The 23,705-nt window shown below is 29.8% G+C and carries 22 protein-coding genes; 5 read left to right on the forward strand and 17 right to left on the reverse strand.

All coding sequences use genetic code 11. The features are described from left to right. Position 1: 1 nt before the first annotated feature. From traK to NZD85_RS09885, 14 genes are all read right to left on the reverse strand, one after another. Positions 2 to 616 carry a conjugative transposon protein TraK gene (gene traK, locus NZD85_RS09820; RefSeq protein WP_032132221.1) on the reverse strand — a complete coding sequence of 205 codons (615 nt, stop codon included), beginning with the start codon at positions 614 to 616 and terminating at the stop codon, positions 2 to 4. 4 nt (positions 617 to 620) lie between these two features. Then, positions 621 to 1,865, reverse strand: coding sequence for a hypothetical protein (locus NZD85_RS09825; RefSeq protein ID WP_260541641.1), 1,245 nt, complete (start codon positions 1,863 to 1,865; stop codon positions 621 to 623). A gap of 5 nt (positions 1,866 to 1,870) precedes the next feature. Next, on the reverse strand, positions 1,871 to 2,680 hold the full coding sequence (locus tag NZD85_RS09830; RefSeq protein ID WP_260541642.1) for a hypothetical protein: 810 nt from the start codon (positions 2,678 to 2,680) through the stop codon (positions 1,871 to 1,873). A gap of 9 nt (positions 2,681 to 2,689) precedes the next feature. Beyond that, entirely contained in the window at positions 2,690 to 3,349 is a 660-nt protein-coding gene (locus NZD85_RS09835; protein ID WP_032132218.1) for a hypothetical protein, read from the reverse strand. Position 3,350: 1 nt separating this feature from the next. Further along, positions 3,351 to 4,055 carry a hypothetical protein gene (locus tag NZD85_RS09840; RefSeq protein WP_260541643.1) on the reverse strand — a complete coding sequence of 235 codons (705 nt, stop codon included), beginning with the start codon at positions 4,053 to 4,055 and terminating at the stop codon, positions 3,351 to 3,353. Further along, positions 4,039 to 4,695, reverse strand: a complete 657-nt coding sequence (locus NZD85_RS09845; protein WP_260541644.1) for a hypothetical protein — start codon at positions 4,693 to 4,695, stop codon at positions 4,039 to 4,041. The genes NZD85_RS09840 and NZD85_RS09845 overlap by 17 nt, the downstream gene beginning before the upstream one ends. Further along, positions 4,682 to 7,741 carry a TraG family conjugative transposon ATPase gene (locus NZD85_RS09850; RefSeq protein ID WP_260541645.1) on the reverse strand — a complete coding sequence of 1,020 codons (3,060 nt, stop codon included), beginning with the start codon at positions 7,739 to 7,741 and terminating at the stop codon, positions 4,682 to 4,684. The genes NZD85_RS09845 and NZD85_RS09850 overlap by 14 nt, the downstream gene beginning before the upstream one ends. After that, entirely contained in the window at positions 7,738 to 8,019 is a 282-nt protein-coding gene (locus tag NZD85_RS09855; protein ID WP_032132214.1) for a hypothetical protein, read from the reverse strand. The genes NZD85_RS09850 and NZD85_RS09855 overlap by 4 nt, the downstream gene beginning before the upstream one ends. 1 nt (position 8,020) lies before the next feature. Next, the gene (locus tag NZD85_RS09860) at positions 8,021 to 8,287 is read right to left on the reverse strand and encodes a DUF4134 family protein (protein ID WP_288764206.1); all 267 of its coding nucleotides are present in this window, start codon (positions 8,285 to 8,287) and stop codon (positions 8,021 to 8,023) included. A 78-nt stretch (positions 8,288 to 8,365) separates the two neighbouring features. Continuing rightward, positions 8,366 to 8,806 carry a hypothetical protein gene (locus tag NZD85_RS09865; RefSeq protein WP_260541647.1) on the reverse strand — a complete coding sequence of 147 codons (441 nt, stop codon included), beginning with the start codon at positions 8,804 to 8,806 and terminating at the stop codon, positions 8,366 to 8,368. A gap of 3 nt (positions 8,807 to 8,809) precedes the next feature. Next, a complete protein-coding gene (locus NZD85_RS09870) occupies positions 8,810 to 9,091 on the reverse strand; it encodes a hypothetical protein (RefSeq protein ID WP_032132211.1) in 282 nt (93 codons plus the stop codon). Next, on the reverse strand, positions 9,066 to 9,713 hold the full coding sequence (locus tag NZD85_RS09875) for a ParA family protein (RefSeq protein WP_032132210.1): 648 nt from the start codon (positions 9,711 to 9,713) through the stop codon (positions 9,066 to 9,068). The genes NZD85_RS09870 and NZD85_RS09875 overlap by 26 nt, the downstream gene beginning before the upstream one ends. A gap of 1 nt (position 9,714) precedes the next feature. Beyond that, a complete protein-coding gene (locus NZD85_RS09880; RefSeq protein ID WP_260541648.1) occupies positions 9,715 to 11,169 on the reverse strand; it encodes a relaxase/mobilization nuclease domain-containing protein in 1,455 nt (484 codons plus the stop codon). 2 nt (positions 11,170 to 11,171) lie between these two features. Continuing rightward, entirely contained in the window at positions 11,172 to 11,519 is a 348-nt protein-coding gene (locus NZD85_RS09885) for a hypothetical protein (protein ID WP_032132208.1), read from the reverse strand. 1,182 nt (positions 11,520 to 12,701) lie between these two features. Here NZD85_RS09885 and NZD85_RS09890 point away from each other — a divergent pair. Further along, positions 12,702 to 16,400 carry a type IIG restriction enzyme/methyltransferase gene (locus NZD85_RS09890; RefSeq protein WP_260541650.1) on the forward strand — a complete coding sequence of 1,233 codons (3,699 nt, stop codon included), beginning with the start codon at positions 12,702 to 12,704 and terminating at the stop codon, positions 16,398 to 16,400. Positions 16,401 to 16,403: 3 nt separating this feature from the next. After that, positions 16,404 to 16,817 carry a hypothetical protein gene (locus NZD85_RS09895; protein WP_260541653.1) on the forward strand — a complete coding sequence of 138 codons (414 nt, stop codon included), beginning with the start codon at positions 16,404 to 16,406 and terminating at the stop codon, positions 16,815 to 16,817. A 140-nt stretch (positions 16,818 to 16,957) separates the two neighbouring features. Here the strand turns inward: NZD85_RS09895 and NZD85_RS09900 are convergent, their stop codons facing one another. Next, positions 16,958 to 17,869 (reverse strand): TaqI-like C-terminal specificity domain-containing protein, encoded by a 912-nt coding sequence (locus NZD85_RS09900; RefSeq protein WP_260541655.1) that lies wholly within the window; start codon positions 17,867 to 17,869, stop codon positions 16,958 to 16,960. 84 nt (positions 17,870 to 17,953) lie between these two features. On the opposite strand from NZD85_RS09900, the gene NZD85_RS09905 reads away from it, so the two are divergent. The 3 genes from NZD85_RS09905 (at position 17,954) to NZD85_RS09915 (ending at position 20,393) form a co-directional block, all read left to right on the forward strand. Continuing rightward, positions 17,954 to 18,574, forward strand: coding sequence for a master DNA invertase Mpi family serine-type recombinase (locus tag NZD85_RS09905; RefSeq protein WP_260541657.1), 621 nt, complete (start codon positions 17,954 to 17,956; stop codon positions 18,572 to 18,574). 91 nt (positions 18,575 to 18,665) lie between these two features. Further along, entirely contained in the window at positions 18,666 to 19,934 is a 1,269-nt protein-coding gene (locus NZD85_RS09910; RefSeq protein ID WP_317619453.1) for a Y-family DNA polymerase, read from the forward strand. Further along, on the forward strand, positions 19,935 to 20,393 hold the full coding sequence (locus tag NZD85_RS09915; RefSeq protein ID WP_260541658.1) for a LexA family protein: 459 nt from the start codon (positions 19,935 to 19,937) through the stop codon (positions 20,391 to 20,393). A 240-nt stretch (positions 20,394 to 20,633) separates the two neighbouring features. Here NZD85_RS09915 and NZD85_RS09920 read toward each other — a convergent pair whose 3' ends face one another. Together NZD85_RS09920 and NZD85_RS09925 are read right to left on the reverse strand one after the other, a co-directional pair. Then, positions 20,634 to 22,994: an outer membrane beta-barrel family protein gene (locus NZD85_RS09920; protein ID WP_260541659.1), complete on the reverse strand. Its 2,361-nt coding sequence runs from the start codon at positions 22,992 to 22,994 to the stop codon at positions 20,634 to 20,636. A gap of 59 nt (positions 22,995 to 23,053) precedes the next feature. After that, on the reverse strand, positions 23,054 to 23,683 hold the full coding sequence (locus NZD85_RS09925) for a hypothetical protein (protein WP_260541660.1): 630 nt from the start codon (positions 23,681 to 23,683) through the stop codon (positions 23,054 to 23,056). Between the last annotated feature and the right edge of the window lie 22 nt (positions 23,684 to 23,705).

Below are 23,705 nucleotides of genomic sequence, written 5' to 3' on the forward strand. Positions count from 1 at the left end.
CTTAGAATGATTTATTAGTTTTAGAATACAACTCCTCATTATCAAGAACCCTCCAGCTTTCTATCAAAACACCATGTGGATTATTAGGACTTCTTATAATATCTTTATAAAAACCTTCAGTGATTAATTTTCTAGTAATGATTCCTGATTTTCTATTAATCATCTGTTTTCCAAAATATAAGAAGCTATTGTTTGCAGGGTTTATTTTGATAGAATCTGTTTTGACACTAACCATAGAACTTGAAGCAATGATTTGATTATAAAACCCTTTTTCTCTAAGATTTGCGTATTCTTTTTTACCTGAATCATCAATTAGATAAAGTGATTTATTGATGTTTTCTTTGATATATGAATCATCGGGTGCTAGAGTAAAAAACAATCTATGAAACAACTCAATCTGAGCTTTATATTCCACTGGTCTATTGATTAGTGCATCGGTTTGTTGAGCTAATACTGGGACTCCATTATCAATTATATAGATAGACTTTTTCGAATCTTCAATAAGCTTATAAGAAAATAAAAATCCGACAACAACGATGATGCATGCAAATAAAATAGTTGAAATAGAAACTATTTTATTAATTTTAATTCTTTGTTCTATATTTTTTACTAGCATTTTATTATTTTTTCATTGCATTTTTAACTCTATTCGAAGCTCCAGCTGAGGCAGTTGATTTTGCTGCAGCTGCTACTGCGCTCGCCCCTCCTGTTTTAGCAGCAATTACAGCTGTCTTTGCTCCACTCATTATTTTAGCACCAGCGTTTTTAACTTTTGTCATTGCGCCTGAACCTCCTGCTGTAACAATAGTATCTGCTATTGTTGGAGTCATTAAAACTCCAATTCCTGTAACAGCATAGGCAACTACCGTAAAAAGTTGATTATAAATAATCCCACTCCCAGTCATATAGAGAAGCAAAGCATCGATATCGTCAACAACCCCTTGTTCTGTTACCAAAAGACTTAATCTTTCAATTTCCATTGTATATCCTGATGCTATTAATTGTTGACCAATATTGATAATTGTATAGGCTATAAAAGTGTATAAATTGATATTAATGAATTTAGCAATCCAATTGTATAAGGAGTTTTCAAACCCTGGAACCAAAGCCATACCTACAGCAATAGGACCTAGTATTATTAAGATATAGCTCCAAATTTTTTGAATAAAGAAAATTAAATAAACACATGTTCGTAGTAAGGCTAAAGCTATAAACTCGATAATCTCAGCGATTGTTTTTTGAGCGGAATAATTCATCCGAATTCCCCATTCTTTTATTGGTGCAATCAATTTATCCATAGAATCGGAAATTTCATCCCCTAATTGTTGCCACCAACTTTGATCACCTTCAACTACTTCTTGTTTAGCATCTTCTTCAGCTTTTTTCTTAATAAGAAATTCTAAAAGTTGAGCTTGTTTTTTAAAACGTTCAACTCTCAAATCATTTACTTCATCTTCAATTTCGCTAAATATTTGTTGACCTGGAGCAGACAAGGAAATAAAAGGTTGTTGAATCATACCAACAAAGCTTGTCCAATAGATCAAAATTAAACCTATGAATAAAGGTTTTAGCATCGGTAATATTTCCCAATCTCTATCTCCTGAAATCATTTGCCACCCTAAATATCCTAGATAGAGAAGGGAACCAAAACCACCAATTGCTCTACCTAATAATGCGGCGGATGAAGCTTCTACATTAATAGTTGTATCTAGTTTCGTGAAAACTTCCATAAACCATTTCTCGAATGCACCATCACCTTTTAAATATTTTAGAATATTACCATACTCTTCATTTGATTGACCAAACAAAACTATAGGCAGGATAAATAAACCAATAGTTAATGCTATTACATATAACTTTTTCATAAGAATTAATATTTATCTTTTAGTTTAAGCATCACAGATTCAATTATTTGTTCATCGGTTTTCGAAGTGTGTTGTTTAAAGTTGTATTTATCTTTCACAAGATTTCGATAGGTTAGCAAAAGAGTTGTTTTATCATTGATTGCCCTTAAACTTCTTTCAAAGGCTCTCCATCTTATCAGGGTTTCATGATACATAAGGAAACGTTTTCCACGTGGCATATCCATTGTTCTTGACATGCGATATTTATCTTTAATAATGTCAAGTTCTTCTTGTAAATATTTTATTTTACCTGTGCTTTTCATCATTTCATACGTTTTCTCATCTTTAATTTTCCAATCAATATAATGTGATGGAGTTGAGGGGAAATTTCTGACAGGGGATAACATTCTCTTGTAATAAAGCAACCATAATGGATCAGCATCAACAAAGGTTGAAGTCCAATGAGCGAAATCTTGAACACTTCTATTATAAATTGTATCAGCAGAAGTTTTAATTTTATTTGCTTCTAGTTCTTCAATTTTCAGCTCCATCAACCTTCTATTTTGTAAACCTGTTGGTTTTAAAGGACGAATATCTTCCCCTCTTTTATATTCTCGGTTTCTTTTAGGTGCCCACATTCCCCAAACGGTTGCATAGGCAAAATTTGTTTGAATCCCTAAAAAGTACTTTGGATAAGGTCTCCAATCTCCCCAACGTTCATAAGTCATTCTTTTATGTTGAGCTACGATAGATGGATCATTCAGTTTATTTACTGTTTGCGCATTAACAAGAGCAGATAATAATGTTATTAGTAGACAAATGTTTAGATTTTTCATACGATTTGATTAAAAGATGTAGTTATATTTTCGGATAATATCATTTACAATTGCCTTATCTACATTCAGGTAATTTTTTATTATAGGCACATTGTATAGATAAGGGATTTTATGAGCGTTTTGAAGTCTAAGGGTGATATATAAAATATTCCCATTGATATGTCTTAAACGGTTATATATCTTTTCTATTAGAATTTCTCTATCCATAGAATCCATTAAGAAGTCTCTATTTTCATTCAAAATCTCCGTAGTAAGCTCGGTTGCTAAAAGTTTTATTTCTCTTAAAATATTGGTATAGTATCGGTTTACAAAGATTCCATAGTCAGGTCTTCTCATAGATAAATCAATCATGATCTGTCCATTTTTAGAAATCCTATCCAAGTATTGATAGATATAGTATAATTTTTTACTTTGTAAAATAGCTGTATTTACGTTTTTCAATTGCTGATATATATAATCCTGAATAGCAATTACTTGTGCTACTTTTTTATTGATTTCATCATATAGCTTTTTTTGTCTTTCATAAGAATCTAAAAACGCACCTTCACTTGCCATTCTTACAGCATGATTTTTAGAAATCTGAATTAACAACTTCTCATTTATTACAAAAGATTGAGCGTTAGCTGAAAGACTAAATAGAAGACCTAAACAGAGCAAATACTTCTTCATTTTAAAAATTTTTAATATTACTTAAAATATCTTCTACCACTTTTTTATCTCTATTGACATAAAATTCAAATGCTCGAGTGTTTCGTTTGATTTTTAATTTTATTTCTCTAATATTGAACAACATGCGACTCGAGTTATTTCTTAATATTCTAATCTCATCTACCGCAAAGTCTAATAATATTTTTCGCTCAGCCTTCTCCATTTGATTAATAGCTCCGTAAGAAAGTATAATTCCTGCGATGTAACGAATAATCATTTGGACGTCATCAATAAATTTGATTTGCGAAGGAAGAATAACAACTAACGTTAATGGCATTTGTTCAATTTCTTCAATTATCTTTTTTTGGTTTTCGTATATCTTATCAATCTCTCTTTTGATTTGTATACCTGAAGGAATTGCTTGTAAACTAAAAGAAACAATTCTTAGCCGATCTTGAATTTTTACTATCTTTTCTTTAAAGTTTCCCCATTGCTCTTTATTATAAACTTCAGCCATGGTATTATGATCCTGATTGGATTTCATATCCTTTTGTCTTTCATTTTCTTTCATGGTAGCCTTAATTTCCAAGTTCATCATTGGGAACGAAACATTCTCTTTACTCCATGGTTGAGAATTGCCTCCCATAGACATAGAAATCATTGGTATAAATATGATTAGGCACACACGTAAAGCGTAGGTAATTCTACTTTTAAAAATTTCTTTCATAACGTTTCATGATATTTTCTACAATACTTTTATCCGTATTGATATATTTTGAAAATGGATTTATAGCATTCCAAAACCCTACATTAACAGCTCTCTGAATTCTTAATCTAATAGCTAATAACCAAAGCTTTAAACTTCTAACATTTTCAGAAATATTAAACAATAACTTATACCGATCTCCTGCTGTTGCTAGGTTCAGTTGTCCAGAAGAAAGAAGTTCGCTAACATCAGTTACAATCTTAATACTTTGCTCGTACGTTTTCTGACTTGCCTTAACACCAAAAATTGCAAATTGTGGATTTTGTGATGCAAGCTTGGCAACATCATCTGCATACTTATAACACTTTTCTAATTCACTATAAATTTGTTTCACTTGAATACCATTCTGCAAGGTTCCTGAAACTTCACTTAAACCTTTCAAAATTTTATTTTGTATATCATTTGCCACCATCATTTGTGAACCTACCCATGCTTGTGCCTTCTGTAATTTATTTGTTTCATCAATTACCTGTTCCTGTTTGGCTTTAAGGTTTTCTGAATAGAGAATCATTGCCGCAGTAACGGTAGGATCTATATAGGTTCTTTGTGCATGCAAAGAAAAACAACTGAAACATGCTACAATTAAACTAAACTTTTTCATGAGCGTATCTGTTTTTAAGTAAGTCAATTGGGTTATCTTGAAAGTCTTTCAATTGTTGAGAAATTACTTTAAGGGTATTGTCTTTATGTATTTGCTTTAACTCAAAATAAAAGTCAATAATTTTTTGATTTAAGGGTTGTCTAAATAAATTAACAATAGCCACAAGTTCACTTAATTCAACATCAAATTCTTTTAAATGTTTGACAATCACAACTAAACCATCGTCATATGATTTATATTTTTTCACATAATATTCAACTGCTGATTTTTCAGGTTTCTCTGTCGTATAAGTCAAGTATTGTTCAATAGAAACTTCATTACCATACACTTCACCACGTCCTCCTCTTCCGATATAAAACTCTTTGAATCTGCTTCTATTAAACTTATTGTTCAAGTTATTGATTGTAAATATTTTGTTTTGTTCTACTTTATTTAATGAAAGTATATCGGCAATCCGATCAAAATTATCCTTGAATTTTGTTTGATCAAGCAAAATAAACGTGTCCGAATTATTAATAATACTATCTTTTACAACAGCATTCCCGATTATATCATCCAGTTCTTGTGTTACTACAATTGCTTCACCCCAAAACTTTCTTACTGTTTTATACAAATAAAGAATATAACCACCCATTAATTTAGAAGCGATTGCTTTCCATGCTTCCTCAATGATTAGTGCTTTACGTCTATCTTGGCGCATTCTCATTTTTTGGATGAACGTGTCCATGATAATAAGTGTTACTATAGGGAATAGTTTTGGATTATCTTTTACGTTATCAATTTCAAATACAATAAAAGGCTCTTCGAATAGTGAATTATCCGCACTCTCATTCAAGGTTGGACCATACCGACCACCTTTATAAAAGTCTTTTAAAACAAACAGAAATGTGCGTAGATTGAATTCCTTTTCATTGATTTTATGACGTTTATTATTTAAGTAAATTGGTAGAAAATCATTACAAAAATCGTAGAATGTATTAAAAGACAATTCGTTTACTTTTAAGTCTTCATTCAGTTTTTTAATCTTTTTTATAACCGCATTTCTAAAAGCTTCATTCCATTCTTCAGCTGATTGAGGTCTTTTAATGATATCTTGTGACTTTATTAAAATCAACTTAGTTTCATTATACACTTTTCGCTTATGTTCATCTACCAATGTTTCATAAGCTTCATATACATTGTAAAATTCTGTTGGATTATAATCAGGATTATTAATATTCCTATCTGGGTGAAATTCCGATATAAGTTTTTTGCCTGCTCTTTTCACTTCTTCTGTAGTAGCGTCATACGCAATTCCTAAAACATCATAATAAGTTTTTTCTTTCTCAAAAGAGTTTTCAAGTTCTACGTTAATATCTGCTTCATGGATATTGAATTTTTGTAAGTAAAAAAGTAAATCTTCAGTAGTTTGACTTTCATACCAATTTTTATCTTTAGTAAAAAATTGATGATAATAGGTTATTAAAGCATTGTCTAAAATCGATTTTATCGTAGGCGACATATTTGCGTCCGCTCCTTGCCAGATTAAAAAAATCAAGTTCCCTAGAAATTCAATTTTTTCAATATTAAATTCTTCTTTGGTCAAAAGAAAAGGATTCATCGTAATTGGCTTCTCTTCTGTATACTGAATATATCTACCGTTTTTATAAGCACATGTGCCGCTATATGAATCTCCTGTATCAACAATCACTACATCATAGTTGTATGTGAGGTATTGTTCGATAATATTGTTCATTAAAAATGATTTCCCTGAACCTGAAGGACCAAGAACAAACTTATTACGATTGTTAATTCTGCCTGTTTTCATAGGTAAATCTGATGGATCTATTTTGATGGGTACACCTTGTCTATCTGTAAACCTTAAATAAAAATTTGATTTTTCATTCAACGGGTAACTTTCTTTAAAAAAAAAACAAAGTGCAGCTTCACTTGTTGTCATAAAGAAATCATAGTCTCGTAATTCAGTTGAATTACCAGGAATAGCAGCTCTAAATAACTCCATTTGGTTATATGCATTTTTGGATACGATGATTCCTTTTGTGAATAATTTATTTTCGATTACGGATTGAATATTTTCCATTTCCTCTTTATTTGTTGCAGAAAATAGAATTGAAACATGAGCGTTCACTATTAATTGACCATCCGTAGCAATATTATAAAGTAGGCTTTCTATTTCTTCTGCTATGATTGCATTTGAAGGAGAGTTTTTAGAAGCTCCTTCAAGTTTTTTTTTCTTTTTATCTAATTCTCTATGTTGTTGAGCCTGCAAGGGAATAGAAATAACTTGATTATAAATAATTGTCTCATAATCATCTAAATCATTTAAAAAAGAAAAATTATCTACTGCTGTTTCAGCTGCAGCTCCAGAACCGCCTAAATAAGAATAGGGTGCAATTGTTGAAGGTAAATCTATATTTTCTACATCTACGTAAGATATGTTTTTTACAAACCGATTTCCTATTTGTAAAAACTCATTGGTAGATTTGATATTGTCAAATACAGGAAGTTCATTAAACTGCATGGTTATAGTTCCTGAAATATAATGTTCAAAGTCTTTTTCAAATAAAAATTGAGGATTACAATTTTCTTGTTTCAACAGCATAAATATCTTTTGACATTTATCTCTTAATTCTTTATATTTTTTTTCAGAAAAACTATATTGTTTTGATTTTTTTTTGAGCTTATCGTCGATGATATCTGTAAATATCAAAACGGTATCAATCGTTTTATACATCCGACCATCAAAATGATCAGAATATTTTTGTTGCAGAAATTCATCATGTTTTTCTGCATTGTATCTTTTTTTAGAAAAAACGTCGAGTTTTTGTATTATCCGACCTTCACCGATAATACTAACAATTTGATTCAGTAAACTATGAAAATCTGAGTATGAATCAGGATCAGCGGAATATTGTTCAACAACATTCTTGATTTTGATTGCTATAATTGGATTCCCATACTGTCCGATTAACACATCAAAATCCCAGTTATGATCTTTCCCATAGTCATAGCCAATAAATGGAATTGTAAACTCAAATTTTTTCATTTTTTTAATTTTTTCATTCTTTTAGGAATAATAAATACTTGATTATGATTTCTAGTTTTATTATATAAACCCTTTTTATCTTGTCTTTTAAAGATCAATAAGATGCCTCCTGCAATAAGTGCAATACCTAACAATGAACCTAATAATCCTATTTTGGAAAGTATCATGGTTATAACGATTCCAACGCCTATTACCACGACAGCGTGTAAGATATACTTACCTTTTAAACCGAAAAATACAAGGGGTTTTTTCAACCCCTTATATAAATAAAAACTCATACTAGCTGAAAAAGGCTCCCACAAACTCAGGAACAACAATTAAGAAGACCATAGCTCCGCCATATGCCAAAACTTCTTTATTGATATCCTGATCTCCGTTCGTCCATTTGTTATACACACGAAGTCCGCCAATAAGTCCTACAATTCCACCTACTGCTTTTAGTATAAGTTTTAGTGGATCCCAATAATCCTTTATGTCACTTGCTGCATTTGAAATAGCTGTCGCTCCACCTTGTGCCATTAAAGGAGAAATAAGAATAGTCATCATAACTATTGTTAAAAAATACTTGGTTTTCATGTTTGTTTTAATCATGATTAAAGAATTGGTTTTAAAAAAAATTAATTATTAAATTGTTGAGTGATAAACTTTTTGACCATCATAGTTTTTTACAACTTGAACCATGGTTTCTGATAATCTCATCAGTTCCTTCCAGTTATTTTTGTCTTTCGTTGACTTAGCTTTAGATTCACTTTCTTTATTCAAATTAGCTGAGGAATCTATTTCGTTTTCATTTTCAAATCGCTCCCTTAATTCTTCTAAATTGGGACGAAGATTATCATCATTAGATTGTATGTTCACTTGTTGGAAAGATGCTGGAGTTTTTAAATCTTCCACATCATCTATGTTGACTGTTTTTATATCATTAGTAACTATATCTCCCAAAGAATACTCTTCTTTATCATCGGGGTTTTCTGTTTTTTCTTTCTTTAAAAAAAGATCATAAACAATATTAACAGTGTAATAAATAACGTATGTAGCAAGCAGAATTATTAAATATTTTATCATAAATTATGTTTTTTTTAATGATTTTTCTTCAATTAATTGAGCTGATAATCTTCTAAATTCATATTTATTAAAAGCATATCTAAGAGCCAAATCAATAATTTCATCTAATGAGATATCAAAAGTTTTATATTTCCCTAATTCCATGTGTAAATCATTGTCTAAAGCTATATTCCACGTCTTTCTTTCATTCTCATTCTCATTTCTTTCATCATAATACTTGTCAATATTCAGATCATTGTATTTTCTATCAAGATTGATTTTAAAGGGTAATTTGTAGTGCTTCATTTATACTTTCAATTATTTCATTAAAGGGTTTTCTTACTGCATATTTTTGTTCGTAACTCAATTTTCGGGTGTTAATGGTTTGAAGACAATTTCGTTTAAACACAGGCGTTTCAATTAAAACTCCATATTTTGAAATTTCTTCGTCCATTTCCTGTTGGTTTAAATACTTATAACCTTTATCGTATTTACTCCTAATAAAAATCCGTTCTGCTTGCGATTCTATGATCCCCAAAAGGTTTTTAAAAACTAGAGTAGATTTAACAGAAACATCAGAGTATTCAAAAGGAATAATAATAACATCACTATAAATTAGTAGGTCAGAATATTTTTCATCTAGTGTACCTGCTAAATCAAACACGTTTACTTCTTCAGAATCTTTTAAATCAAAAAGCACTTCTAAGTCATCAAATGGATTTTCATCGTCTCCAATAACATTTACATCATATAGCTTGGGTAACTCCAACATTTCATCTTCAATCCATTTATTGTAAAAAGATTTCTGAAAGTCAAAGTCGTAAACGTTAACTTTCCTATCTGTCAGAGCATTTAAATAGTTAACAAAAGCAATTGCTAATGTTGTTTTTCCAGCTCCTCCTTTTTGTGTTGCAAAAGTGATAATCATATTATTTCCTTTTTTTGCGTTTTCTTTTCCTTAATTCTTCTTCCGATGGGTCGTTACCACCGTGGGATGATTTATTAATTTCAAAAGTCAAATCTTTAATACTTTGACTTAATTCATCTGAAAGCTTAGAATCTTGATTAACATTTAAATCATGATTCAAATATTTTTGGTATTCATATTCTCCAATAACAGTTTTCAATTCTCCTATGAAATGGTGTCTATCATGAATTACGTAGTCTTTACCTTCTTCATCTCTCAAAATAGTTATATGATTATTGTTCTTGTATTTAGCTTTCAAATAGTCAACAATTTCTTTTTTCAATGAACTGAATTCATTTTTACTTTTTCTTTTTTTATTTTGAAAAAGCATATAATCCTGAATGTTATCAAAACCATTTCTGTTAAGATGTTGAAGCAGTAGTCTCTTAGAATCTTCATCTCTTATTGAATAATCTTTTAAGGATTCAAATTGCCTTTTATCGATTTCCGAATCTGTAAATTCAAATAAGTCTTTCATGGTTAACAACTCACTACCTTTGAAGATCATTCCTGTTTTATGATCAATTAATGTATAGCCAAAAGGAATTTTGTCGGCACTTTGATGAAAATGTATATCAATACCAAAAGCTTCTCGGAGCTTGTGTTGTATTTCACTTTGAAACTCTATTTTGGGCTCCCAGTTATCATCAATTTTATCTTTTGGTAACATGCCCTCTTTTTCTCTTCGGTCTATAACTTTGAAAACCTTATTGGACTGAATTGCCTTATATTTATGGAGAATAGCCTTTAATTGATTTTTCCGTTCTTTTGTCCCTTGATTAAAATTTATTTGATTACTTAAAATGGTTTTTTGTCTTACTCCATTTTTTAAAATATCATAAGCATTCTCAATCTTTGCATTTTTCGAAAGACGAAAACCTGATCGTTCAAGAAGTAGAGCTAATTGATTCATGGTGCTAAATTTATACTGCAACATTTTTTCAATTTTCTCATCTGTATTAACACCATAGATTTTTTCCATCACGACTGTCAATGCTTTTTGGGATTTCAATTTCTCAAAACTATCATCAATCTTTTTTCCTGTATGCTTATCAACCCTAGTTGAAACAATATGAACGTGATTATTTTCTGTGTCATCATGAAAAACGACGATATATGGTTGATCTCCATATCCCATTTCTTTCATGAATTCCTCTGATATTCTTGTTAATTCTTCCTTACTATGTTCTCTAAATCTTGTTGAAATGGTTGCATGAAATTGGGGTTTCTTAACTTTGTTATTTTTCGAAATTGCAGCCAAATAATTTTTCACTTCTTCTTGTTTACTTTTTTCATTAATAAATGAAGGGAAATTATTCATCCGCATTAACTCGCCTTTTTCCGATTGTATTTTTTTATCATTGTATTTCACTCCTGGAAAACTTGGTCCAGCAGCTTTCATTATTTTTACAATCATCTTCAGAGTTTTGAATAGATTTTATTAAAAATATCGATCTGTACCTTTTTCAATGTTTCAATTTCCTGCAACATTTGATTGAATCTTCTTAGATCATTTGTCGAAACATCATTTTTTGAATTAGCAATTTTTGCAAATTGATTGATGTTGTTTTGAATTTTACCAAAAATATTATCCTGCTTTTCAATGAACTCCAGAACCAACTTTCTTTCATTTTCTAGAAGCCTATTTTCAACAGATTTTACGATTAGATTTGTTAGAGAAATATTTTTTTGTAAACAGATTTGCTTCCACTTTTCTTTTTTCTGCATCTCTATTCTAAATTTTATTGTGTCTGTTTTTTTCTCCATTAATCCACTTCAAAATCAATTAAATAAACCTTCTTTTGTTAGTTACACTACAAATTTGATTAGTTTAAATATTAATTGCAAGTGATTGACTGTCAGTAGGTCTAATTAGTATTAAATAAGACTAAAAACGACAATAATAGTTGAAGATAAATTTTTTTAATAGTGAATTTTAAGTAAAAAACGAGTTCCGAAGTTTTTTCTCCTTTTGAAAAAAGGCAAGATGTCATTTTCCAAACTTGAAAAGTTTGTGGGAACAATGACACATCTTGCTATTTAATATCAATTTTTTAAAAGAGCTGTTAAATGATTGATTTATAAAGAAATATATTATTAGAAATAAGTCCAGGATGATAAAACAATGCAGAAGTAAAAATTATTTAATTAATATTATTATAATTATTATATAATATATATATAAATAGATAATAAAGTTATTAGTTTTATATAAGTAATTGAATTATAGTCGATAGCGAAATTTAACCTATACACATTTTTTACATGTTGGCAGGCTTACCTATACACATTTTTTACATGTTGGCAGGCTTACCTATACACATTTTTTACATGTTGGCAGGCTTACCTATACACATTTTTTACATGTTGGTAGGTTCACCTATACACATTTTTTACATGTTGGTAGGTTCACCTATACACATTTTTTACATGTTCGTAGGCTTACCTATACACATTTTTTACATGTTGGTAGGTTCACCTATACACATTTTTTACATGTTGGTAGGTTCACCTATACACATTTTTTACATGTTGGTAGGTTCACCTATACACATTTTTTACATGTTCGTAGGCTTACCTATACACATTTTTTACATGTTCGTAGGCTTACCTATACACATTTTTTACATGTTGGTAGGTTCACCTATACACATTTTTTACATGTTGGTAGGTTCACCTATACACATTTTTTACATGTTGGTAGGTTCACCTATACACATTTTTTACATGTTGGTAGGTTCACCTATACACATTTTTTACATGCTGGTAGGCTTACCTATACACATTTTTTACAGGTAGGTAATCGTAAAATGCAAAGCTGTTATTAATAATAAACTTATTTACTAAAACTTTAACATTTTCTATTAATACACTTATATTCTATAAAATGTTTTGTAGGTTTATATGTTAAAATATTGCTATATGTTATCAACTCCCATCAATAAAGCATTGAATCCAGCATATCGTAAATTTAAACCATTAAAAAGCGATATAGAAAAGTTTAAAAATGAATTATTAAACTGTATTGAAGCTATTGATTTAAGCGATAAAAAGAATGAAAGTGAAGAGCATTTAAAAGAACCTATTAAACGCTTTTTTCAAAATACATTTTATCAGAAAAATCTTATTAATACTAAGGATCGTATTGATTTAGCTATATACTTGGATGAAACAGCAAAGAGTGATATAGGAGTAATTATTGAAGCTAAGCGACCAAGTAATAAAGCTGAATTTATTTCTGAAAAGAATTTAAATAAGAAAGCACTACATGAATTGTTGCTTTATTATTTACGTGAACGAATAGATCATAAAAACAACAATATCAAGCATTTGATTATTACAAATGGTGTAGAGTGGTTTTTCTTTAAAGCAGAAGATTTTTATAATTTGTTTTATAAAAATGCTAATTTGGTTAAAGAGTACAATAACTTTCGTGATGGATTAAAAGACACTACAAAAAATGAACTTTTCTATAACGAAATTGCTTTTAAATATATTGAAGGAATTAAAGAACAATTGCCGTATGTATATTTAAAAATAGGTGCAGATGAGATTGAAAAGCTTAGTGATAACAAATTAAGTACTATTTACAAGTTATTTTCCAATGTTCACTTATTAGGTCATGGTTTTGGTAATGATAGCAATAAACTAAATGATGCTTTTTACAAAGAATTGCTTCATATCATCGGTTTAGAAGAAATAAAAGAAAACTCTAAGAAAGTCATTGTTCGTAAACCTTTAAACCAAAGGGATTACGCTTCACTTTTAGAAAATACCATATTTACGTTAGAAGATAAAAACTATCTCGATCGTGTTAAAGGATTTTCTAATAACGACGAAAAAGCATTTTCAGTTGGTTTAGAACTTTGCATCAATTGGATTAATAGAATACTTTTCTTAAAATTATTAGAATCTCAGTTAGTAAGTTATAACAAATCCAATGAATTCAAGTTTTTGAACTTTAATTTTTTAGATGGATTTGATGCCTTAAATGATTTATTCTTTTCTGCTTTGGCAAGACCCTTGAACGAACGTCATGCAAAATACAAAGATAAATTTAAGCATATCCCTTATTTAAACAGTAGCCTTTTTGAGCATAGTGCAATTGAACAACTTACCTTTGATATAACGGCTTTGAAAGATGAAGAGATGGAAATTTATTCATCTACAGTTTTAAAAGATGCCAACGGAAAACGATTGAAAGGAAAGCTAAATACTTTAGAATATATTTTCCGTTTTTTAGATGCTTATGATTTTTCTGCTGATGCAAATACAGAAGTTGAAGATGCTCACGAAAATAAAACATTAATCAATGCTTCAGTCCTTGGATTAATATTTGAAAAAATAAACGGTTATAAAGACGGCTCTTTTTATACACCCGGATATATTACTATGTTCATGTGTAAAGAAGCCATCAGGAAAGCTGTTGTAGATAAGTTTAAAGTTGATTACAATGACACAATTGAAACTTTTGAAGATGTAAAAGATTACTGTTCCCAATTTTTCAAAAAAGAGGATTTACTAAAATTCAATCAAACGATTAATAGTCTAAAAATATGTGATCCTGCGGTTGGTTCAGGGCACTTTTTGGTTTCTGCTTTAAATGAAGTTATCTCCATTAAAAGTGAATTGAATATTTTGTGCAATGAAGAAGGAAAAAGAATTCCTTGCGATGTGTCTATAGAAAACGATGAACTCTACATTTCTTACAACGAAGGCGAATTATTCGAATATCATCGACAAGATATTAATAGTTTACTCATTCAAAAAACGCTGTTTCACGAAAAACAGAATGTTATTGAAAACTGTTTATTTGGAGTAGATATTAATCCTAATTCAGTAAATATTTGTCGATTGCGTTTGTGGATCGAATTATTGAAAAATGCTTATTATACAGCCGAAGGTGAATTGCAAACACTTCCAAATATTGATATCAATATAAAATGTGGGAACTCATTAATTAGTCGATTTGATTTAAAAGATAGTTTAAAAACTGCTTTTAAGAATAAAGAAGTTGTTTATAGTATCGAAGATTATAAGATTGCTGTAAATGAGTATAAGCAAACCAATAGTAAACAAAAAAAGAATGAGGTTCTAGATATAATTGACACGATCAAATCAAATTTCAAAACAACCTTAGATTCTAAAATAAAAGATAAAGTTTCCAAAGCTTTAGGCGAATATGAGCTTGAAAAACAGCGTTTAGAAAATTTAGAATTATTTGGAGAAAAAATCAAAAAAGCTGAAAAAGACAATCTTAAAAAACTAAAAATAAAAGCTGATAAAATCACTAAGGAAAAAGAAGAGATTTTAAATAATGTAATTTATCAGGATGCTTTTGAGTGGCGTTTCGAGTTTCCTGAGGTTTTAGATAATGAAGGAAACTATATTGGATTTGATGTAATTATTGGTAATCCGCCTTATATCCAACTGCAAAAAATGGGTAAAGCAAGCGATGCTTTACAACAATTAAATTATATTACCTTTGCTCGTACAGGAGATATTTACAGTTTGTTTTACGAATTAGGTAACAACATTTTAAGAGATAAAGGGAATTTAATTTTCATTACTTCTAATAAATGGATGCGTGCTGCTTATGGAGAAAGTTTGCGAAAGTATTTTGTAGATAATACAGATCCTTTAATTCTTATTGATTTTGGAGGGATTCAGATATTTGATTCTGCTACTGTTGATACCAATATTTTAATGTTTGCTAAGGATAAAAATAGACAACAAACCAAGGCTTGTATTGTTAAAGAAAAGGTGTTAAATAATTTGAGCATTTATTTTGAACAACATTATAATATTTCTTCTTTTAATTCCTCTGATAGCTGGATCGTTCTAAGCGAAATAGAACAACAAATAAAAGCTAAGATTGAAGCTGTCGGAACTCCATTAAAGGATTGGAATATTAATATCTATAGAGGAATACTTACAGGGTATAATGAAGCTTTTATTATTGATGGAAATAAAAAAGATGAACTTATAGCTTCTGATCCGAAATCTGCCGAAATTATACGACCTATTTTACGTGGTAGAGATATTAAAAGATACGGATATGATTTTGCAGATTTATGGTTAATTAATACTCATAATGGCATAAAAGACAAAGGTGTAAAACGCATAGAAATAGAAGATTACCCAGCAATCAAGAAACATTTAGATCAATATTATTCGCAATTAGAAAAACGAGCTGATAAAGGAGATACTCCATATAATTTAAGGAACTGTGCTTATATGGAGGATTTTTTTAGACCAAAAATGGTTTGGAAAAGAGTTGGTTCACTTTTACGTTTCTCATATGATGAAACTGGAGCCTTAGCACTTGATAGCGCCTGCTTTGCAACAGGACAGCATATTAAATATTTAGTAGGAATATTAAATTCGAGCCTAGGTAAATATTTAATGAAAGATGCTCCAAAAACTGGTACAGGTGATTTATTAATAAGCGTCCAAGCTATAGAACCTCTTGTGATCCCAATACCTAATGATGAAACAAATAAGGAAATTGAAAATATTGTAGACAATTTAGTCTTAACTAAAAACAATATTCTAAATATTAATGAATTGGAAGATCAATTAAACAGAATTATTTATTTATTATTTAATTTTACAGATGAAGAAATGGTTTTTATAAATAGCTTTTAAGTGATGGAAAATAATTTAAATAAAGATGAGCTTGACAAATTATATGAACATTTGGTTGATTATGATAATCATTTGAAAACAAAAAAACTTCATAGACTTTATATGCTCTCAAAAATATACCCTGCTGAAATAGAGCTCCTGGGTAGAGCAGAAACAGTTATTTTGTTAAGGGAAATTAAAGAAACTTTTATAAATGGTCAACATTTATCTACCATAATCTTATCACAATCTTTTTTAGAAAAAGCATTATATAACCATTTGAAAAATACTGATAAAAAGTTTAAAAACACGTCATTCTTTAGTATGATAACTTTTGCTCGTGAAAATAATATATTATCTAATGAATTCTTAAAGATGTTGGATGAAATACGATTAAAAAGAAACCCACTAGTTCATCAAACACCCCCCCCCCCTTGAAAATACTTTAGCTAAAAGAAAATTTGAAAAAGGTGTATCTGAATACGATGTATTATTGGAGAAAGATGCTTTAGATTGTGTGATAATTTTATATACATTTTTAAAACATAAAGTTTTTAACTATGATTTTGGAATAGATTTTATTGAAGCTCAATAAAATCTATTTCTTCATCTGTAAAATTAAAGATATTATATACTTTGTTTTTTATGATTTCTTCCAACTCTTTAAAGTCTTGCATACTTTTTTTTCTTTCCAAAATTTCAGTTGCTAAATTGTCAAAAAAACAATATTCTGTATAATCTAATTTTGGTATTGGAAAATTAACGACATATTGACCTAGCATTCGGTATTGCCTTTGTTGTAATTGTACGACATAATATTTAACAAGCTGTTTGCCCAATTTTGAATTTAACACACCTAGAATATACTTTAATTCCTTAACATCCCCAGTCATGATGTATGCAGTATTTAAAGCAATACTTTTTTCTTCATCATACGAAAAGCACGGAAAATCGTAACCTTCATCTGGATTGTCAGTCATTATTTCAATATATACAATTTTCTGTTTAGAAAAATCCTCCATATAAGCTATCGTATCCTGTGTTTCAAACCATTGATTATTAGTCTTTTTACGACTTCCTTTATCTCCAGTTTGTTTTAATCTATCATATCCAAAACTCATAAGGTGCTCTTTTACAGCAGGATATTGCTCAATATCTATTTTCAAGCTTGGGAAAGTTGTAATTATATATAAATCAGCGAATTCATAAGAATAACGTTTAATATCACGTCCCCTAAGTAACGGTCGTATAATTTCAGCACTTTTTGGGTCTTCGTCAATTAATTCTTTCCTCTTTTCACCAGTGAGAATAAACGCCTCGTTAAAACCAGTTTTTATTCCATAATTGATGTTTATATCCCACTCTTTAAGAGGTGTGCCAATAGCTTCTATTTTCTGCTTAATTTGTTTTTCAATAGGAGAAAGTACAACCCAACTTTCGCTTGTTTTAAAATCAGTTTGGTGAGCAAATTGTTCAAAATAAATGCTCATTTTACTGTTATATTAAATGTCTATATTTATTTTGTACAATAAGTATTTAATTTAAACCATTTTTGTATAAAAAATTTATACAACATGATATACGGATATATTAGAGTAAGTACTGATAAACAAACAGTAGAAAATCAACGATTTGAAATCAACCATTTTTGTGAAAAGCAAGACATTATAGTTAGCCGTTGGATAGAGGAAACCATATCAGGCTCAAAACAAGTCGATGACCGAAAGCTAGGAAAGCTTCTCAAAAAAATGAAAAAAGATGATATTCTAATTTGTTCAGAGTTGTCTCGTCTTGGGCGTAATCTCTTAATGATTATGGGTGTTTTGAATGAATGTATGAATCGAGATATACAAGTTTGGACAATTAAAGATAATTATCGTTTAGGAAGCGATATTAACTCAAAAGTTTTAGCCTTTGCATTTGGACTATCTGCCGAAATTGAAAGAAATCTTATCTCACAACGCACAAAAGAAGCTTTAGCACGTAAAAAAGCAGAAGGGGTTATTCTTGGTCGTCCTGTAGGGAGTAAGTCATCTAAAACAAAATTAACCGGTCAAGAAAAAAAGATAAAAGAACTATTAGATAAAAATGTTTCTTATAGTGCTATAGGGCGAATATTGGGAGTACATAGATTAACTGTTACAAGTTTCGTAAAGAATAATCCAGAATTACTTATTTCAAATCCAAAATTATAACAGTACTATAAATTCAAGAAATAGTTAATTTCTAAAGACTTTAACTTTTACCACGACACCATGTAGCGTTTTATTTAGTCAACTTTGTAGAATGATGTATGCTTTAGTTGATTGTAATAATTTTTACGCTTCATGTGAACGTGTATTTAATCCTACATTAAATGGTAAACCTATTGTGGTATTATCTAATAATGATGGATGTGTTATTGCTCGCTCCAATGAAGCTAAAGATCTGGGTATTCCTATGGGAGCACCTGCCTTTGAATATGAAAGCCTTTTTAGATTGAAAAAAGTATATGTTTTTTCCTCTAATTACCCTTTGTATGCAGACATGAGTAATCGTGTAATGACTATCCTTCAATCTTATTGTCCAGATGTAGAAATTTATTCTATTGACGAGTCTTTTCTACTGTTTAAAGGATTTGAGAATTTTAATTTGATTGATTACGCGCAGGATATAAAAAGAAAAATTTATAATCTTACTAAGATTCCTGTTTGTATAGGAATTGCACCTACAAAAGCTTTGGCTAAAGCAGCTAATCGGATTGCTAAAAAATTCCCGAATCATCATGATGGTGTTTACATGATAGATTCTGAAGTGAAAATTGAAAAAGCTTTGAAGTGGATGAAATGTGAAGATATTTGGGGAATAGGACGTCGCTTATCCAAACGTTTAGCCTATATAGGTTGTAAAAATGCTTATGATTTTACAAGGTTAGAAGATGAATATATTAAACGTAATTTTTCCATTGTTGAATTGCGTTTAAAAAAAGAACTTTTAGGCGAAAGTGTATTAAAATTAGAAGAAATTCAGCGAAAAAAATCGATTGCAACTACTCGTAGTTTTGAGAAGACAATTAATGACTATGATAATTTAAAAGAACGGGTTTCTACTTTTGCTATTTCGTGTGCAGAAAAACTTAGAAAAGAAAAATCAAAATGCAACATCATTACCGTTTTTGTTATGACCAATCGTTTTGATGAAAAACAATCTTTTATTTCTAATAGTCTTAGTACAACCTTAGATTTTGATACAAATTCGAGTATTGTCTTATCGAAAGCCGCTTTGTTTTTATTAGATAAAATAGTACCATCTGAAGGAAAAGTCCCTGATTATAAAAAAGCAGGAGTAATTGTATCAGCTATAACACCAGACGATCAAGTACAAATGAATTTATTTAATAATGAGTCACCAAAACATAAAGCGTTGATGGCTGTAATGGATCAGCTAAATTCAACGTATGGAAATCATATGCTTATATTGGGTTCTCAAGATACCCGCCGAAAATGGAAAATGAAACAAGAGCGATTATCTCCATGTTATACTACAAAATTTACAGATATTTTAAACGTTTATTAAATGGTACAATTTATTCAAGCCCCTAAATTTTCAGACGAATTAATCAATATACCGATTAAAACAGATGGTGAAAAAAGATTTGTTCAATTTTTCGGTGATGTTTCAGCAGGTTTTCCTTCTCCTGCAGCAGATTTTGTCCAAAATAACATTAGCTTAGATGAAATTTTATTAAACCATCCAGAGGCAACTTATCTCAATCGTGTCGGTGGCGATAGTATGTATCCTGAATATCTAAAAGGTGATTTATTAATCATTCGATCTGACATAGAACCAAGACATCACGATGATATTATCGTTTCGGTCAATAACTCAGAATATACATTCAAACGTTTTGATGCAGTAAATAAACAATTAGTTTCTCTAAATTCTAAGTATAAAAACTGTATACAATTAGAAGAAGAGGATGTGGTAATCATATTAGGAGTTGTAACAGATTTAGTTAGACATAAAAGAAGATAAATTAATTCAATTTTTTATTAGAGAAGCATAAAATAGTTTGGTTTTTGGGTAATGAAAAAGACCATTTACCAGGATCATTATATTCAAAAAAGAACTTAAAAAACTTGTTTTTTTATACAGTTCATCCTCTTGTAAAGCTTCCATATTCTTTACAAGTTCTTTGAATGATTTTTTTGCATTCATGACTAACAAGTTTTTGGGTTACACCTACTCGTTGTTGGCTTTTCGGTTTCCGCCATTCTATAATCTTCCTTTGTTATCGTTACCTTGTTGAACATTTCTTTCGTTGAATTTTCCTTTATTTTTGAAAGTATAAATAAGCATTAATACAAATGAGCGTGTTACTCTCTTTTGGTGAAATCGGAAATCAAAGTTTTCGTAATAGGATGTGTTTTTGTCTCTTGATGTATTGAAAACATCTTCGCACGCAATTCGGATTAATCCTGCACCGTCTAAAATATTTTTCTGTAATGCTAAGTCTAATTGGTATTGTTCTGCTCCTTGTGTTACGCCGAATTGGTTTTTAGAGTAAAAACTATTATTTACATCTAAGAAAAAGGTTTTGCTAAATTTAACTTGTGAATAAGTTGATATATAAAAAGAGAATCTGTCGTTTTGTAAGTTTTGTGTTTCAAAATTATAATTCCAACCTCCTAAAGAGATATTTGAATAAAGCCAACTTGTCAAATCACCATAAAAGGAATAATCAAATCCCAAATTTCTCATTTTCCCAAAGTTTTGCGGTTTATAATAACTTATGTTCCCTTGTGTTGTATAAACACCCATAATCATGTCGTTAGTGAAATCAGCATAAAGGGAAAACGATTGTTTTTTTCGTTGATAGGTTAAATCAAACTTGTTTGTGTATTGGGGGTGTAAATTTGGATTACCTATTTGATATAGAAAATCGTTTTGCTTTATGATAAATGGATTTAAGTCTCGAAAACTTGGTCGTTGTATTCTTCTCGAATAAGAAAATGAAAGGTTTTGATTTTCTTTAATTTGATAGGCATAGAAGAAATTTGGAAACCAATCAAAATAGTTTTGTTTTACTTCTGTGTTATTTACAAAATCGTTTCCTTTTAAGTCAGTATATTCTGTCCGTAAACCGATTTTTAGTTGATGCTTTTCTTTAAGTTTTGTGGAAATACTTAGATAATTTGCTAAAACATTTTCGGTATTTTCAAAATTTTCTTGTCCGTCAGCAGTTAATTCCCAATCATTTTCATACAGATATGTGTTCAATTCATTTTCTCTCGAAACATTGGATAATTTTGCACCAAAACTAAATTCTAAATTTGACTTCAACTTTTGGTTCCAATCTAATTGGATGTTGTAAAAATTAGATTTTGCATCTGTCAAAAACCTATTTTTATTGTCTTCGAGATTTCCGAATGTATATCGGGTGTCAACTTCGTTTCGATTGTCAATGGTATTGTTTCCTATGTCGGCTATAATTTTAATTTTACTGCCCAAACTGTCTAATTTGTATGAGTAGTTCGCAACAACGTCCCAAAAGATATTTTTGTTGAAATAAATTGATTTATTTTCAGAAACAGCATTTAAATCAGGATTATAAACTTCAAGATTTTCCCAACCATTTCTATCTATCGTTCCATGTGAATAATATATTTCAGTTCCGATTTCGTGTTTTTCGTTCGGGTAAAAAACGATGCCGGTTGTTGTGTTGAAATTTTTATTTTGATAATCGGTTTCACCCCCATTCTCATTTCTTCCATTATTATTGTAAAAACGAGTTGTGGAATTAAATTTGGATAAATTTGCGTCATCACGATAATTGAATTTGTTGTAGATATTCCATTTCTCTGAACCGAACTGATTGGTAATCCCTCCAGAGTAAAGTTGGTTTTCTTCGTTTCGGTGCATATAAAAGGTTTTAATGGTTGACTGAAAACCTGTCGGTGGCTTTTTTAAAACTATATTTATTACTCCACCGCTATTAGAGGCATCTGTTTCTGCTGATCCAACATCTTGTATCTCTATACTTTTGATATTCTCGGAATTGATACTACTTAAATAATTGGATAATTCTTCTCCAGACATATTCATTTTACGACCGTTGACTAATACTAAAACACTTTGGTTTCGTAATAAAATGCTTCCCTTAGAGTTTACTTGAAGTTTTGGGCTTCGTTTTAGAACTTCTAAACCATCGTAACCTTGTTTGAGTGGGCTGTTTTCTACATTGAAAATGAATTTGTCATATTCTTGCTTGAAAATCGGTTTAGTTCCTACAATAACTGCATCTTGTAATAAGATACTTGTATTTGTTATTTTAATATCCTTGAGGTTTGTGTCTTCTTGAATATTGATTTCTTCTTCATACAATATCTCTCCAAAACTCTCGGCTACAAATTTGTATTTTGACGGCACAATGAAAAAGTTAAACTTTCCATTTTCATCACACGATTCCGTTAAAACGAGTTCTTCGTTTTCATAAATAATTACTTCAATAAAACTCAAAGGAGTATTTTTTTCATCCACAAACCGTCCTGAGAGAGAAACGGTTTGTGCATAAACAGATGTTATAAAAAAGAATGAAACTAAAATTAATGTCTTATGTAATAAAAACTTATTCATTAGGATAGGTAATCAAGCAACTATTAACACAAACCTAATAATTGTCATGTTTAGCTCGACTACCCAATTTTGTAGTTTCTTTGTTGGCTAATATAGTTTATATTAGGTCTAAATAATTGAAAATGATTTTCTAGTAAGTGAAAAGGAACAAGATTGTAGTTTGTGGAGTAGAATGGAAGCAATCCATCTGTGGTCATGGCGACAGGAATGGTTTCTGACCCTAAATAGTCTATTGATTCTCCAATGACTTCCGTAGTTATCCCCAATAAATTCAAAACTCTGAGCAATTTGCTATCACATTCCGCAAAGACAATGCTACCTTTGTTTTGACAAATTGGGTGTATGGCACAAACCATAAGTCGTTTAAACAAGTTTCTGTCTTTTATATCCTTTCTGATGGCAAATCTTCCTATATGCCAAACTTTTGAATTTGAATCATTCATAAAATTCAAAGGGTTAATATCAAACATTTTCTGAATGGGTAAGGTATCTATATAGTTCCATTCTAAAGTTCTTATAGAGCCGTTTATGTTTCCAAATTCATCTTTAGACATATAAATTTTTGAATTTGAAAAGTATTTCCTTTCCTCAAAATAGATAGAATTTATGTCATCTTTACAATCAATGGATAATTCACCATTTGTATGATGATTGAAATTTTCAAAGACGATAAATTTTGATAATTCCATCAACTGGTTGTCGGATTTCAAC

The sequence above is a fragment of the Empedobacter stercoris genome (assembly GCF_025244765.1).
Lineage (GTDB): Bacteria > Bacteroidota > Bacteroidia > Flavobacteriales > Weeksellaceae > Empedobacter > Empedobacter stercoris.

Excerpts from the sequence above, each read along its gene's own strand:
- NZD85_RS09920 (WP_260541659.1), bottom strand. The coding sequence starts at position 22,994 with ATGAATAAGTTTTTATTACATAAGACATTAATTTTAGTTTCATTCTTT.
- NZD85_RS09910 (WP_317619453.1), top strand. The coding sequence starts at position 18,666 with ATGATGTATGCTTTAGTTGATTGTAATAATTTTTACGCTTCATGTGAA.
- NZD85_RS09875 (WP_032132210.1), bottom strand. The coding sequence starts at position 9,713 with ATGATTATCACTTTTGCAACACAAAAAGGAGGAGCTGGAAAAACAACA.
- NZD85_RS09880 (WP_260541648.1), bottom strand. The coding sequence starts at position 11,169 with ATGATTGTAAAAATAATGAAAGCTGCTGGACCAAGTTTTCCAGGAGTG.
- NZD85_RS09845 (WP_260541644.1), bottom strand. The coding sequence starts at position 4,695 with ATGAAAAAGTTTAGTTTAATTGTAGCATGTTTCAGTTGTTTTTCTTTG.
- NZD85_RS09840 (WP_260541643.1), bottom strand. The coding sequence starts at position 4,055 with ATGAAAGAAATTTTTAAAAGTAGAATTACCTACGCTTTACGTGTGTGC.
- NZD85_RS09850 (WP_260541645.1), bottom strand. The coding sequence starts at position 7,741 with ATGAAAAAATTTGAGTTTACAATTCCATTTATTGGCTATGACTATGGG.
- NZD85_RS09885 (WP_032132208.1), bottom strand. The coding sequence starts at position 11,519 with ATGGAGAAAAAAACAGACACAATAAAATTTAGAATAGAGATGCAGAAA.
- NZD85_RS09825 (WP_260541641.1), bottom strand. The coding sequence starts at position 1,865 with ATGAAAAAGTTATATGTAATAGCATTAACTATTGGTTTATTTATCCTG.
- NZD85_RS09835 (WP_032132218.1), bottom strand. The coding sequence starts at position 3,349 with ATGAAGAAGTATTTGCTCTGTTTAGGTCTTCTATTTAGTCTTTCAGCT.
- NZD85_RS09915 (WP_260541658.1), top strand. The coding sequence starts at position 19,935 with ATGGTACAATTTATTCAAGCCCCTAAATTTTCAGACGAATTAATCAAT.
- NZD85_RS09865 (WP_260541647.1), bottom strand. The coding sequence starts at position 8,806 with ATGATAAAATATTTAATAATTCTGCTTGCTACATACGTTATTTATTAC.
- NZD85_RS09900 (WP_260541655.1), bottom strand. The coding sequence starts at position 17,869 with ATGAGCATTTATTTTGAACAATTTGCTCACCAAACTGATTTTAAAACA.
- NZD85_RS09895 (WP_260541653.1), top strand. The coding sequence starts at position 16,404 with ATGGAAAATAATTTAAATAAAGATGAGCTTGACAAATTATATGAACAT.
- NZD85_RS09925 (WP_260541660.1), bottom strand. The coding sequence starts at position 23,683 with ATGGAATTATCAAAATTTATCGTCTTTGAAAATTTCAATCATCATACA.
- NZD85_RS09855 (WP_032132214.1), bottom strand. The coding sequence starts at position 8,019 with ATGAGTTTTTATTTATATAAGGGGTTGAAAAAACCCCTTGTATTTTTC.
- NZD85_RS09860 (WP_288764206.1), bottom strand. The coding sequence starts at position 8,287 with ATGATGACTATTCTTATTTCTCCTTTAATGGCACAAGGTGGAGCGACA.
- traK (WP_032132221.1), bottom strand. The coding sequence starts at position 616 with ATGCTAGTAAAAAATATAGAACAAAGAATTAAAATTAATAAAATAGTT.
- NZD85_RS09905 (WP_260541657.1), top strand. The coding sequence starts at position 17,954 with ATGATATACGGATATATTAGAGTAAGTACTGATAAACAAACAGTAGAA.
- NZD85_RS09830 (WP_260541642.1), bottom strand. The coding sequence starts at position 2,680 with ATGAAAAATCTAAACATTTGTCTACTAATAACATTATTATCTGCTCTT.
- NZD85_RS09870 (WP_032132211.1), bottom strand. The coding sequence starts at position 9,091 with ATGAAGCACTACAAATTACCCTTTAAAATCAATCTTGATAGAAAATAC.